Raw genomic sequence first — 13369 nt, forward strand, 5'->3', positions numbered from 1 at the left:
GCGCCGGTAGCGAGGATTCCGAGGGAGGGAACGCCGGTGCGTGCCATGCGCGATGCGGTGGAGGATTGTCCGTTAACATCCATCTGCAGAGCGTCGAGCATCGCGTGTCGGCATAGCGCATGTGGGTGATTCCGACTTGCCGAGCTGATGGTGGTCAGGTCGGGAACTCGGTTGTCGCGCCAGGGCGGGACACCGGGCTGCACGACTTCGGCGGGAATGTCCCGTTAGGCCGAGGAGGTGACGTGAGCGCAGCCAAGCCCTATCTGTTGTTGCAGTTGCGGCCCGAGCGAGAGGCGGCGGACGACGAGTACCGCGCCGTGCTGCGCTTTTCCCATCTCGATACCGGCAAGCTGGTGCGAATGCATATGGACCAGGGATTGCCTGATATTGATTTGGACAATTTCTCGGCTGTCATTGTGGGTGGCGGTCCGAGTAATGTCAGTTATCCCCTCGAGCAGAAATACGATTACCAAAAACGGTTCGAGCCGAAACTGGGGCAGATGGTCACCGAGGTCATCGCCAGGGACTTTCCATATTTCGGCGCCTGCTATGGATTGGGCATCCTGGCCGTTGTATTGGGCGGTGAGGTGAGCGACAGGCGCTACGCTGAAAAAGCTGGTGCGCAAAAGATGATCCTGACCGATGGCGGCGCCGAAGACCCTCTGCTGAACGGTATTCCGCGTTCGTTCCGGGCGTTCGTCGGGCACAAGGAAGCTTGCCAAGAGGTGCCACCGGGCGCGGTGCTGCTGGCCGAGTCGGCGGGGTGCCCGGTGCAGATGATCCGGGTCGGGCAGAATATCTACGCGACTCAGTTCCATCCTGAATTGGATAGCAAGGGATTGGCGCTTCGTATCGAAACCTATCGTGACGCAGGTTATTTCGAGCCGGACGAGGCCGCGCACTTGACGGCCCTCGGCCACCAAGAATCTGTACCCGTTCCCGGCGAGATACTGCGCCGGTTCGTCGCCCGGTACCGAACCGGATAGTCGGGCGAGAGGGTGACATTTCACGGCGGTGTCGAGCCGATCGCCTCGGAATCGGTCGAGGAGCTGATCGCCCGGGTCGCGCCGGTGGTCACGACGCATATGACCAGCTAGTCCGCCAGGGCTCCACGTCGCCGCCGCGCAAGGTGGCGTTCCGGCACCCGACGTGTGTCGACCGGCGTAGACAAAACGCCGCCAGGTCGCGAGACCTGACGGCGCTCAGTTGCCGGACGCCACGCCAACGTCACGACTCGGGTCGACGTCCCACCAGCGCCTCTCGGCGAGTGGTCGCTCGAAGCGACGAAGGGTGCGGCCCGGGGCTGTCCGGACGCCGACAGGGGCTTCAACCACCAGTCACCGGAACCTATTCCGCCGCGAATTCATGACGCTCGCCACTGCGCCGGGGTGGACCGGGTGTTACTCGTTCCGCGCCGACAAGGCCGACGCGGACGCCCTGGCGACGTCCATGTCGATCTCTTGGATCTGGAGTGTCACGCCGTCCGGATCGACCACCCGCAGGCTGCGACCGAAGTCCTCGTCGAAGATCTCGTAGTCGTAGCCCTGCTCGCGCAATCGGCTGCCGACCACTTCCAGCTTTTCGTCGGTCGCGAACCCGAGTTCGACCGATCCGGCCGGGCGTCCCTTCGACACCCTGAAGTCGTGCAATCCGACGGCCCCTGCATCGGCCGAAAGTTGCGCCCAGACATCGAGACTCGCGTTCGCATCGAAAGCGAGCCCGAGGCCGGCGTAGAACTTACGGCACGCTTCCACATTCGAGACGTACCTGATGGGCAGGACGGTCAGCGTCTCTCACTCCTTCTTGGAACGGTTGCGACCGAGTATGGATCCACGGCGCACGCCGCGACCCGTTCCGCGGGGCATAAGCCGGGATTCGACACGTAAAGCGCTCGATGTGACGGATTCCGTCATGGTGGCGATCGCAAGGCACCGAACGGTCACGCCATTGCCCGGACACCCGGGCAGATGGGAGAACAGTGGCCCGGTCAGGGCGGCACCTGTCGGCGCAGTCTTCGAGCGGGAAGCTATGCGACGGTTGTAGTAGACCTGGCCGGGTGGGCGGCCAGGTTCGTTCATTTACAGCAGGCCCCACCAGTAGAGCAGGCTGGCCAGAATCCAGACCAACACGGTTTCCATCGTCGCTCCCAATCTCTTTGGCGCACTGGTCTCCATCATCCCGCGATCGGTGGCCGTGCGGTAGCGGGTTGCCGCGTCACCACTTGATAACGCTCAGCTACCTGCGGATTTGATCTTGCAAGGTCTTCTTAAGGGTGCGCCAAGCTCGCACTTGCATTCTTTGTCTCGCAGGGAGCAAACAACCACCGGGTGGGAACCGGGGAACGGCCTGTCTCGAGGGGTGACAGGCCCGACCGCGGAGGTGGTCCCGCCGGGCCGGTCTACGAGGGGTGGCCGGCCCGGCGGACATGGGGTGCGGAGCGGTCGCTCGCGCTGGCTCTTCCTGGAGCTGACCGGCAACGATACGGTCGTTGTTGCTGCCGAAGGTAACCCACGGGTGTGTGCGCCACCGGACCCGACGCGAGAAAGGGCGGCCGGGCGGATGGTGAGCGTGATCGGCCCGGCCGAGCAATCTGGAACCCGTTCTAGACAGATTAGATATTTTGTCTTACGTTCGATGCATGGTGAACGTTGCGTATCGGACGTCTCCCGTTTTCGAACTTCGTTCCGGGTCCACGTGGGCGTCGCCGTGGGAGATGTACGCCGTGCTGCGCGAGCAGGACCCGGTGCATCACGTCGTTCCGGCCGCGCGACCGGAGAACGACTACTGGGTGCTCACCCGGCACGAGCACGTGTACGCGGCGGCGCGCGACAGCGCGACGTACTCCTCACGCGACGGACTCACCGTGGAATACGGCGAACTCGACGAACTCGGTCTGACCGACGATCCGCCGCTGGTGATGCAGGATCCGCCGCGGCACACTGACTTTCGCAAACTGGTCGCCCGCGGGTTCACGCCGCGCCAGGTGGAGGAGGTCGAACCGGTGGTCCGCCGATTCGTGCGCGATCGGCTGGACGACATAGCGGGCCATGGTGGCGGCGACATCGTGAAGCAGCTGTTCAAGCCGCTGCCCAGCATGGTCGTGGCGCACTACCTCGGCGTGCCCGCGCAGGACCGGGCGCGGTTCGACGGGTGGACCGATGCTGTCGTCGCGGGCAGCATCGACCGCACGAACACGCGAGCTCGAGCGGCGTCGGCCGAGATGATGGGGTACTTCGCCGAGCTGATCAAGCGGCGCCGAACCGATCCCGAGGACGACACCGTGTCGCTACTCGTCCAAGCGGGGATGGCCGCCGACGACACGGATGTGCGCGGCCTGGTGCAAATCCTGGCCTACACCTGGACCATGGTCGCGGGCGGAAACGACACCACGACGGGGCTGCTGGGCGGCGCGGTGCAACTGCTGCAACAGCATCCGGACCAGCGTGCCGCCCTCGCCACCGACCCGGACCGGATTCGCATCGCGGTGGAGGAATTCGCCCGGCTGACCTCGCCGGTGCAGGGGCTGGCACGATCCACCACACATGACGTGGAGCTGGCCGGAAAGACGGTGCCCGGCGGGCGCAAAGTTCTGCTGGTATTCGGCTCCGCCAACCGGGACGAGCAGGCATTCGGCGCCGACGCCGCGACCCTCGACATCGACCGGAATCCGCAGCGCATCCTCACGTTCGGGCATGGGCCGCATCACTGCCTCGGCGCGGCCGCCGCCCGAATGCAGGCCCGTGTCGCGCTCGAGGAACTGCTCGACAGGTTTCCCAGGTACGTGGTCGACATCGACGCGGTCGAGTACGCGAACGGTCCCTACGTCCGCAGGCCGACCACCGTGCCGTTCCGGTGCGCGGCATGAGCGGTCAGGCGAGGAGGCGGCAGCGGAGTGCGACCGCGGAGCGCTCCGATCGTGCCGGAAAGGGGACCACATGAGTGGTGATTGGCTGGCCGACGGCCGCGCCGAGCTGGCCGGTGAGCGCATCCTCGACGCGGTCCGCGCGCTGTTCATCGACAAAGGGGTCAGCGGAGTGGGAATGGCCGAAGTCGCCGAGGCGGCGGGCTGTTCCAGGGCGACGCTGTACCGCTACTTCGAGAATCGGCAGGCGCTCTACGTCGCCTTCGCAGGGCGCGAGGCGCGTCAACTGGTCCAGCGGGTATGGCGGGAACGGGCGGTTTCGGCGAGCGCGAAGCCGGAGGAGCAGCTGCTCGATACGTTGACCGCGCTACTCGCCGAGGTGCGCAAGACGCCGCATCTGGCGGTCTGGTTCGCACCGGCCAACGCGGGAATCGTTGCCCAGCTGGCGAATTCGCCGGGTGTGGTCGACGCGCTCGCCACCGACTTCGTCGCGGGATTCCGTCCCGAGTTGTCCGCGACCGCGGCCAAGCGTGTGGGCCAGTGGGTGGTACGCGCGATGGTGTCGCTGCTGACCTTGCCCGGCGCGGGCGAAGACGAGGAACGCGCCGTGCTGGGCACCTTCGTGCTGCCTTTCTTGCTCGACAGCCGGATGGTGATCGACTGACGGAGAAACAAGGCGGTTCAGCCCGGCAAGGCAATCGAGGTCACCGTGGCGGGTCGGGATAACGTCGCTGAGAATCGGACCAAGGGATTCGGCCCCGCCTCGCGGATGCGAGACGGGGCCGGGCTGGGGCTGAGCCGACTACTTCACAAAGTCGCGCACGCCCTCGAAGACCGTCGACGGCGACAGCAGCGCGATATGGCCGATGCACAGCGTCCGGGTGTTGCCGGCACCGCTGAGAATGGTGCTCTCATCGGGATTGATGATCTCGTCGCACGGTGACCACCAGGTGCCGTAGTTCACCAGGCCGGGGGTTTCATCGCCGCTGTTGAGTTCGGCCAGGAAGGCTGAGCCGGGCCGCATCTCCACGCAGGAGGCGTCGAGGCATCCGTTGGCGGTGTCGGTGCCGTGATTGGGGCCGGCAATGGAGACCCAGTCGTCGACGAACTCGAGGCCGTCGAGCTTCTTCAGGTACCAGCGGCTGTTGAGGCCGCCCATCGAGTGGGTGATGATGTCGACCTTGGCGGCACCGGTTTTCGCGCGCAGCGCATCGGCCTGCGCTTTCACCTCCAGCGCGATGTCCTTGTTCGACTGGGTGGTGTCGTAGTTGAATCGCGCCATCTCCCCCGCGGAATACCCCGCGCCCAGGAATCGGCCTGCTGCGCCGCGCGATAGGGGCCGGCTTGCGGCCGCCACCTCGGATCGCCGGTTACCGCATCAACCTTTCCGAACGCGACACACTAGGCAACGGTCACCCCTGAGTAGTCGGGTATGTCGTAGGACTCGGTCTTGCTGAGCATCCGCATCATGACCGGCCGCATCGCCTTCGACATCATCAGCTTGCTGACCAGGTGCCCCGCGCGAATGCCGAAGCGAGACTTGGGCGTCATGGCATTCAGCCCGCCCGGCTGCAACTGCTGCGCCGTTTTCACGAAGGGGCGCAGCACCTCTTCGTAGCGGGCCAAGCCACCTTTCGGATCGGCGGTGTCCGCTGCGATCTCGCCGGCGAGGACGTACGCACCGACCAGCGCCATGGCCGTCCCCTGTCCGGTCAGCGGCGAGCCGCAGTAGCCCGCGTCGCCGAGTAGCACCACCCGGCCCCGGACCCAGCTCGGCATGTCGATGCGCGCCAGCTCGTCGAAGTAGAAGTCCGGTGCGTCGGCCATCGCGGCGGCGATGCGGGCGGATTCCCAGCCGCCACCGGCCAGTCGCTCGCGAATGAACTGCTGCTGGGCTTCGACATCCCGGCGCAGTGCGGGATTCGCCTCGGCGCGAATCACGACGAGCGCTTTGCAGGTGCCGGGGTCGGCATCGGGGCGCATGCCCAAGCCGGTGGCGCCGACCAGCGAGTGCATCGTAAACCAATGTGGCTCTAGGTCTTCCGGCCGCGGCAGCGTGCAGAAGGACATGTATCCGCCCAGGTAGGTGGCGAACTGTTCCTCCGGGCCGAACACCATACGGCGGGTCGCGGAATGCAACCCGTCCGCGCCGATCACGATGTCGAATCGCTCGATGGTGCCGGAGGCGAAGGTCACGTCGATGCCCGCGTCGTCTTGCTCGAGCGCGGTGATCCACTCCCCGTACCGGTAGTCGACGCCGCCCTCGGCGGAGAGCAGATTTAGCAGAACCTGATTCAAATCCCCACGGGTGATCTCGATTTCAGCGACCGCGCCCTTGCCCTCGAAAAGCTCGGCGGGCATGCGCAGGATCTCGCGGCCCGCGTCGTCGACGTACTTCATGCCGCGCTCGTCGAGTCGATAGTCACGGATACCCGGCATCATCCCCATTCGCTCGGCCACCTCGCAGCTCGGCCCGCGCAGGTCGACGGCTTGCCCGCCCGGCCGCGGCACCGCGGCCCGCTCCACGACGGTGGCCCGGATACCGGACCGGAGCAGTTGCAGCGCAACGGCATTACCACCGATGCCGCCACCGGCGACGAGCACTCGGAGCTGGCTGGTTACGGACTTGGCACGCATGACTTCCCTCGACTCCCACTGGATTATCCAAACGTCTCAGACATATGTCTAACACGACTCTGGCACACTTGTCTAGAACAAACGTCTAAATCCACGGGCATGGGAACGAGTGACACATGGTCGCGGGGAAGCCCGAGAGGATTGCACCACCATGTGCCACTCGTGGGGGTTATGCGCGGTGGTGGAGGTAGGTTCGCCAGCTGGCGTGGTGGGTGATGTCGATGGCGGTACGTGCGGCGTCGTGGGTGCAGGTGAAGCCGATAACGCTGCGGCCGTCGGCAAGGTCGATGCTGGTCAGCGCCATGGGAGCGGGGAGGTCGGCGAGGAAGCGGCCGAGCCCGGCCTCGGATAACCGGAAGAGTTCCCCCGCGATCGGTGTGCCCAGGCCAGTCCCGTGACGCACCAGGCCCGGCTTGGGCGGTGTGGTGTCCAGCGCGGTCAGGCGGTAGGCGTCGGTGGTCCGGATCTCGCCCAGGAAGCGGGCACCGAGTTGCTCGAGCTGCCAGTGCAGCGGCTGCCCGCGCAGGTGCGCGCCGAAGACGGCGAGGTCGACGCCGCGATCGACCAGCAGCGGCGCGCTTACGTGGCCGAGTAGGCGAGCGGCCAGGTCTACGGCCACTTGGTCGGTGAAGGCCGGAGTGACAAGCATGACGCCGAACGGCCCGTCGGCGGTCGGTGCGCCCGGGATGGCGACAGCGGCCATATCAAGCAGATTGCAGAAGTTGGTGTAGGTGCCCATCCGCCGGTTGATCCCGATCGGATCCGATTGCACGGCAGCAATACTGGGGTGTTCGGTAGTGGTGGGCAGCAGCAAGGCGTCGAAGCCGTGCAGCAGTTCGGCGGCTGCCGCTTTGGCGCGGGCGAGCGCGTCGAGGTCGGCCGCGAACGCCGGGCCGGTCTTCTCCCGTGCCGCGCCGACAATGGCAGCGACCGTGGGATCGGCGCCCGCCGGTGCGGCATCGAGGAACGCGCCCACCGCCGCGTAGCGTTCGGCCACGATCGCGCCGTCATAGAGCAGCAGCGCGGCGTCGAGCAGGACGGAGATGTCGATCTCTTCGGTTTTCGCGCCCGTGTCGGCGACCCCGGCCACGGTGCGGGCGAATGCCTCTCGATACGGCTCGCTGAGCGCGGCCAAGTCCTCGGCACGCGGCACGGCGATGCGCGGCGCGAGTGGGGCGGACAGCCGGACGTCGGCGGGCCAGGTCCGACTGCGCGGGTCCCGCGGCTCCGGCCCGGCCATCGCCGCCGCGGCGGTCACCGCCAGATCCAGGTCGGCGGCGAACACCGTGACGGCGTCGTAATCTGCGCAGGCGGGCACGGTTCCGTGCGCTGGGATGACGCCCAACGTGGCCTTGATGCCGACGATCCCGTGCAGCGCGGCGGGCACCCGTCCGGACCCCGCCGTGTCGGTGCCGATACCGAGGTCCGCGACGGCGAGTGCCACCGCCGCCGCGGACCCCGAGCTCGACCCGCCGGACACCAGCTCCGGGTCGAGAGCGTTGCGCACCGGGCCGTACGGGCTGCGCGTCCCGACCAGCCCGGTGGCGAATTGGTCCAGGTTCGTCTTGCCGAGCACGAGCCCGCCCGCCGCGATCAATCGCTCGATCGCCGCCGCGGTCACCTCCGGGGTGTAGGCGAACTCGGGACAGGCCGCGGTCGTCGGCAGACCGGCCACATCGATGTTGTCCTTCACCGCCACCAGCACACCGGCCAGCGGCAAGGTCGCACCGGCGGCGAGCCGCTCGGCGACCACGGCCGCTTCGGCGGCGACCTCGCTTTCCGGCCGCAGCGTGATCCACACCTCCGGACGATCCACCTCGGCTATCCGCCGATAGGCGGCGGCGACTCGTGCGACGGGGTCGGCCGCAGTGCTGCCTAGGACGTCTGGGGGCATTCAGTCGACTCCGATCACTACTAGGGGTGTGCCCGGTTCCACCTTGGCGCCGGGTGCGGTCACTACCTTCAGCACGGTGCCGGCGCCGGGGCTGTACACCGGTAGTTCGAGTTTCATCGCCTCCAGCACCGCGACCGGCGCGCCAGCTGTGAGCCGTTGTCCCGCTTCGACTTCCACCCGCCAGACATTGCCGATCATCGGTGCGGTCACGACGGTCGCGTCCGCGGGAAGGCCGGCCAGCGCATCGGCGATCGGCGCCGCGACGGGGGCGATGGTGGTGCGTTCGAATTCGCCCGCCGCGCGCCACGCCGCCTTCTCCGCCTCGAACGCGGCGGCCTGCCTGGCTTCGAACTCGGCGATGGAGTCGGCCTCGGTGCGCAGCAGCCGGACATGGTCGGCGAGGGCGAAGCTGCCTTCGCTCACCTCCGCGTCGAACCGGCCCGCCTCGGCCGCCGCCCGGTGCTCGAGCAGTTGCCCCGGGCTCACCGGTTCCCAGACGATGCGATCGAAGAACCGGAACAGCCAAGGCGTGCCCGGTTCGAACGGCGCGGACTGCCGGTAGCTCGACCAGATCGGCACGGTCCGGCCGATCAACTGGTAGCCGCCCGGCGAGGCCATCCCGTAGACGCACAGGTACTTGCCGCCGATACCGACGGCGTCGGACGGCGTCCAGGTGCGGGCCGGGTTGTATTTGGTGGTGACAAGGCGGTGGCGCGGATCGAGCGGAACCGCCAGCGGCGCACCGAGATACACGTCACCCAGACCCAGCACCAGGTATTCGGCGTCGAACACGGTGGTGCGCACGTCCTCGACGCTGTCGAGCCCGTTGACCCGACGAATGAACTCCACGTTCGACGGCAGCCAGGGCGCGGTGTCGCGCACGCCGCTGCGGTAGCGGTCGATCGCCGCGGCGATGGACGGGTCGTCGAACGACAGCGGTAGCCGAATGGTGCGGCTCGGCACCACCAGGTCGGTGGTGGCCGGCAGCCCGAGTTCGAGGTCGGCCAGCGTGCCGAGCAGCCGGTACTGCGGAAGCACCGCGGGATCGAAATGGATGTGCAGGGATCGGACACCGGGGGTCACGTCGAGAATCCCGGGAAGCCCGGCGGCCGCGAGTGCTTCGGCCAGCGCGTGCACCCGCATGCGCAACCCGAGATCGAGCACCATCTCGCCGTATTCCACCAGGACGTTGTCGTCCCCGCCGCGCAGGTAGCGCACGCGCGGGCGGTCCGAAGACGCATCGACGCCACCCAAGATGCCGCGATCAGCGAGGGCTGTAAGGGAATCCGAGAGGAGGTCGGGCACGCGGCTGCTGTTGGAGGAGCGCAGATCGGCCGCTTTGTCGTCGTCGACCGGCACGAATCGCACCGTGTCACCGGGACGGAGCTGGCCGAGTCGCCAGCGATGCGCGGACACCACCGTCAGCGGGCAGGCGAAGCCGCCGAGACTCGGGCCGTCGGGACCGAGCAGGATAGGCGTGTCGCCGGAGACGTTCAACGCGCCGACGCTGTAGGGATTGTCGTGCAGATTGGACGGGTGCAGCCCGGCCTCGCCGCCATCGGTGCGCGACCAGGCCGGCTTGGGGCCCTCCAGGCGGATGCCGGTGCGGTTGGTATGGCTGCCGACCCGCCACGGATGCGCGCAGAACTGAGCCATGTCGGCGTCGGTGAAGTACGCGGGGGCGGTCTGCGGGCCCACGCCGACGGCGAGCCGCCAGTCGTGGGTGAATTCCGGCCGATCGCCCGGTGGCACCGCGGCGGGCGAGCCGAGCGCGTCGCCCGTGATCCGGGCGATGCCGAGTACGTCGCCGGTGGCTATCGCCTTGCCGGTGACACCGCCGAATCCGCCGAGCGTGAAGGTGGCGGCGCTGCCGTGATAGAGCGGAGCGTCGATACCGCCGCGCACCGCCAAATAGGTGCGCAACCCGGTATCGGTGGGCGCGCCGATATCGAGCACGGCACCGGCGGGCACGGTGATGGGCTCCCACATGCCCGCTGGGCGGCCGTCGACCGTCACGGGGGCCGGCGCGCCGGTTACGCACACGATGGTCGCGTCGGCGAAGCGCAATTGCGGACCCTGCAAGGTGCATTCGAGCGCGGGGACGCCGATCGGATTGCCGACCGCGGTGTTGGCGAGGGTGAACGAGAGATCGTCCATCGGGCCGGACGGCGGAATGCCGACCCCCCACAAGCCGATTCGGCCCGGATAGTCCTGCACTGTGGTCATCGTTCCGCCGCGCAGCACGTCGATGCGATGCCCGCCCGGGCGGATCTCGGCCAGTGTGGTCGTGGTGTGCTCGGTGCGCAGAACCCGGGCGTCGTCCGCCGCCTGACGTAGTTGCGGCAGATTCGTCTGCACGCCATAGATGCGCGTCGCGCCGAGCGCCGTGCGCAACGTGGCGAAGGCGTCCGCGCGGTTCGCGGCGGAGCTGATCACCTTGGCCAGCAGTGGGTCGTAGTACGGGCTGACCTCCGAGCCGGTGCCGACCCATGTGTCGACCCGGACCTCGGCCGGGAACTGCGCGGACGTCACCAGGCCCGCGCTCGGCCGGTAATCGTGGCCAGGGTCCTCCGCGTAGACGCGTGCCTCCACCGCGTGGCCGGTGATGGCGGGCCCGCTCTCGGGCTGTTCGTCCACCATCGAGGTATCGCCGCCCGCCAGCCGCAGCATCCATTCGACCAGGTCGACCCCAGTGACCGCTTCGGTGACCGGATGCTCGACCTGCAAGCGGGTGTTCATCTCCAGGAACGAGGCGGTGTCGTGGTCGGCGTCGTAGACGAACTCGACCGTCCCCGCCGACCGGTAGCCGACCGATCGGCCGAGTTCTCGCGAAGCGGCGAGCAAGCGCTCTGTCAGCGCTGTGCCGAGTCCCGGAGCGGGCGCCTCCTCGATCACCTTCTGGTTGCGGCGTTGCAGCGAGCAGTCCCGGGTGCCGAGACTGACGACCCGGCCGCGGCCGTCGCCGAACAGCTGCACCTCGACGTGCCGCGCCCGCGCCACGAAACGTTCCAGGAAGGCACCGGTCGAGCTGAAGTTCGCCGCCGCGAGGCGCTGCACGCGCTGATAGGCGGCGCGCAGCTGGTCCGGGCCGAAGCATGCCTGCATGCCGATGCCGCCACCGCCACCGACCGCCTTCAGCATCACGGGGAAGCCGATCCGCTCCGCCTCCGCGACAGCGTGATCGGCCGAATCGAGCAGGTCGCTGCCCGGGATCAGCGGCACGCCGACCGCACGCGCCCTCGCCCGAGCGGTGTGTTTGTCACCGAAGACGCGCAGCTGCTCCGGGGTAGGCCCGACGAACCCGATCCCCGCCGCGTCCACCGCGGTGGCGAAATCCGCTTTCTCCGAGAGAAATCCGTAACCGGGATGAATGGCCCCCGCACCGGTCGACAGCGCCGCTTCGATCACCGCGTCGGCTCGCAGGTAGGACTCAGCCGCCGGGCTCGCCCCGAGATGCACGGCTACATCGGCCATTTCGACGTGCGCGGACCCGATGTCGGCATCGGAGTACACGGCCACCGTCTTCAAGCCGAGCGCCCTTGCGCTGCGCATGATGCGGCACGCGATCTCCCCGCGATTGGCTACCAGGACCGTATCGAATTCCAGACTCACTTCTGCTCCCCGCTAATCAGTGGCCAGCGACATCGCCGCGATCGCACGCGTGACGCGTTCGAGCACCACGTCCAGCGACTCGCCGATGTGCGTGTGCAGCAGCCGATAGGCCAGTGGGAGATCTTCCGCCAGAACCGCTTCCAGAATGCCGAGATGCTCGGCGATGGTGGTCTCGATCCGGTTGTTGACCATGAAGTCGTACATCCGCACGTGACGGATGCGCGAGTTCACCGCTCTCAGCGCGCGCACCATCTCGGTGTTGCCCGCGGCGGTGAGCAGCGTGACGTGGAACTCCTCGTCGCGCACCACGAAACCCGGTTCCTGTTCCGGGGGATCGGCGCGCAGTTCCAGCCACGCGGCACGTTCGGCTTCCAGCAGTTCCCGGTCGTGGGTGACGGCGGGATTGGTCATAGCGCGCTGTAAACCGCCCAGCTCCAAGGTGATTCGCAGCTCATATAGGTCACGGACCAGCGGGATGCTCGGCCGCACCGGGCTGAAGCCGTATTCTTCCCGTTGCAGCAGTCCGTCCGAACACAAGACGGTCAGAGCTTCGCGAATCGGTGTGCGCGAGATGCCGAACCGCGTCGAGAGTTTCGGCTCGGTCAGCCGTTCGCCGAACTTGATGTCCCCGTTCATGAGTTCGCTGCGCAGGGCCGCGTACACCACGTCGCGCAGCGGCTTGCCCGCCGCGTCCGCCAGAGTGGCTATCCGTGTCGACATACCTGTATACGCTATTGACCTCGGATGTCGACGGCGTGTCCGTAGGTTATCGCCGCGTTAGCGTCTCCTCACCGTGTCTGCCGGGGCGCTGTGCCGGGGTGGGTGTCAGGTGGCGCGAAACGGATTCCGGCGCCGGGCCGACAGAGTTATCGGGTCGGTCAGCGAATTCACCAAGGAGAGAAGGCATGAAGCGCAGCACGAAGTTCGCCGGAGCACTCGCCGCCGCGGCCGTAGCGCCGCTCATCGCGGCCGGGAACGCCCAGGCCGACGCGGGCACAGTCTATTTTTCGACGGGCAGCACCAACTGCGCGATCTTCGGGGACGGGTCGGTGGGATGCGATTTCGCCTACCCCCTGTTCCTGAGCTACCACGTGGGCAACTCCTACATTCCGGTGCCGGTGAAAGTGAGCGAAATAGTGATCGACCAGCCCTGGCTGCCCGCGCACCCCACCTTCGACCCCGGCACGCCGTACACGCTGCCGGGCGGCAATCCCAGCATCTACGACATCAAGACCGGCTCTGGGCAGTGGGGACCGATCATCGAACACGCGGGCTCGTCGTGTGCGGTGGGATTCCACGGAAGCCTCACCTGCCAGGCGAAGGGACGTGGATTCAGTTCCTTCGGCGGGAACGTCGTCGCGTAA

Annotated in this window: 10 protein-coding genes; 4 read left to right on the forward strand and 6 right to left on the reverse strand. The window is 67.4% G+C overall.

The window, feature by feature from the left end; translation table 11 throughout:
- The first annotated feature begins 242 nt into the window (after positions 1–242).
- Complete coding sequence (locus AB0M45_RS12615; RefSeq protein ID WP_364326694.1) at positions 243–986, forward strand: glutamine amidotransferase; 744 nt, start codon at positions 243–245, stop codon at positions 984–986.
- 414 nt (positions 987–1400) lie between these two features.
- Here the strand turns inward: AB0M45_RS12615 and AB0M45_RS12620 are convergent, their stop codons facing one another.
- Positions 1401–1634, reverse strand: a complete 234-nt coding sequence (locus AB0M45_RS12620) for a hypothetical protein (protein ID WP_364326697.1) — start codon at positions 1632–1634, stop codon at positions 1401–1403.
- Between the two features lie 1004 nt (positions 1635–2638).
- On the opposite strand from AB0M45_RS12620, the gene AB0M45_RS12625 reads away from it, so the two are divergent.
- Both AB0M45_RS12625 and AB0M45_RS12630 read left to right on the forward strand, forming a co-directional pair.
- The gene (locus AB0M45_RS12625; RefSeq protein ID WP_364326700.1) at positions 2639–3865 is read left to right on the forward strand and encodes a cytochrome P450; all 1227 of its coding nucleotides are present in this window, start codon (positions 2639–2641) and stop codon (positions 3863–3865) included.
- A gap of 70 nt (positions 3866–3935) precedes the next feature.
- Complete coding sequence (locus AB0M45_RS12630; RefSeq protein ID WP_364326704.1) at positions 3936–4526, forward strand: helix-turn-helix domain-containing protein; 591 nt, start codon at positions 3936–3938, stop codon at positions 4524–4526.
- Positions 4527–4664: 138 nt separating this feature from the next.
- Here AB0M45_RS12630 and AB0M45_RS12635 read toward each other — a convergent pair whose 3' ends face one another.
- The 5 genes from AB0M45_RS12635 to AB0M45_RS12655 form a co-directional block, all read right to left on the reverse strand.
- Complete coding sequence (locus tag AB0M45_RS12635; RefSeq protein ID WP_364326707.1) at positions 4665–5219, reverse strand: hypothetical protein; 555 nt, start codon at positions 5217–5219, stop codon at positions 4665–4667.
- 44 nt (positions 5220–5263) lie between these two features.
- Positions 5264–6499, reverse strand: a complete 1236-nt coding sequence (locus AB0M45_RS12640) for an FAD-dependent monooxygenase (RefSeq protein WP_364326710.1) — start codon at positions 6497–6499, stop codon at positions 5264–5266.
- Positions 6500–6668: 169 nt separating this feature from the next.
- Positions 6669–8393 carry an allophanate hydrolase gene (gene atzF / locus AB0M45_RS12645; RefSeq protein ID WP_364326713.1) on the reverse strand — a complete coding sequence of 575 codons (1725 nt, stop codon included), beginning with the start codon at positions 8391–8393 and terminating at the stop codon, positions 6669–6671.
- The gene (uca, locus tag AB0M45_RS12650; protein ID WP_364326716.1) at positions 8394–12005 is read right to left on the reverse strand and encodes an urea carboxylase; all 3612 of its coding nucleotides are present in this window, start codon (positions 12003–12005) and stop codon (positions 8394–8396) included. It abuts the gene before it with no gap.
- Between the two features lie 12 nt (positions 12006–12017).
- Positions 12018–12725 carry a GntR family transcriptional regulator gene (locus tag AB0M45_RS12655; RefSeq protein ID WP_364326719.1) on the reverse strand — a complete coding sequence of 236 codons (708 nt, stop codon included), beginning with the start codon at positions 12723–12725 and terminating at the stop codon, positions 12018–12020.
- Positions 12726–12910: 185 nt separating this feature from the next.
- Here AB0M45_RS12655 and AB0M45_RS12660 point away from each other — a divergent pair, with 185 nt between their 5' ends.
- Positions 12911–13369 carry a hypothetical protein gene (locus AB0M45_RS12660; RefSeq protein ID WP_364326722.1) on the forward strand — a complete coding sequence of 153 codons (459 nt, stop codon included), beginning with the start codon at positions 12911–12913 and terminating at the stop codon, positions 13367–13369.

Origin of the sequence: Nocardia sp. NPDC051787, from assembly GCF_040681325.1 — a bacterium.
GTDB lineage: Bacteria > Actinomycetota > Actinomycetes > Mycobacteriales > Mycobacteriaceae > Nocardia.

Bases quoted from the DNA above. Each gene is read 5' to 3' on its own strand.
- AB0M45_RS12625 (WP_364326700.1), top strand. From the start codon at position 2,639: ATGGTGAACGTTGCGTATCGGACGTCTCCCGTTTTCGAACTTCGTTCC.
- AB0M45_RS12630 (WP_364326704.1), top strand. From the start codon at position 3,936: ATGAGTGGTGATTGGCTGGCCGACGGCCGCGCCGAGCTGGCCGGTGAG.
- AB0M45_RS12640 (WP_364326710.1), bottom strand. From the start codon at position 6,499: ATGCGTGCCAAGTCCGTAACCAGCCAGCTCCGAGTGCTCGTCGCCGGT.
- atzF (WP_364326713.1), bottom strand. From the start codon at position 8,393: ATGCCCCCAGACGTCCTAGGCAGCACTGCGGCCGACCCCGTCGCACGA.
- AB0M45_RS12655 (WP_364326719.1), bottom strand. From the start codon at position 12,725: ATGTCGACACGGATAGCCACTCTGGCGGACGCGGCGGGCAAGCCGCTG.
- AB0M45_RS12660 (WP_364326722.1), top strand. From the start codon at position 12,911: ATGAAGCGCAGCACGAAGTTCGCCGGAGCACTCGCCGCCGCGGCCGTA.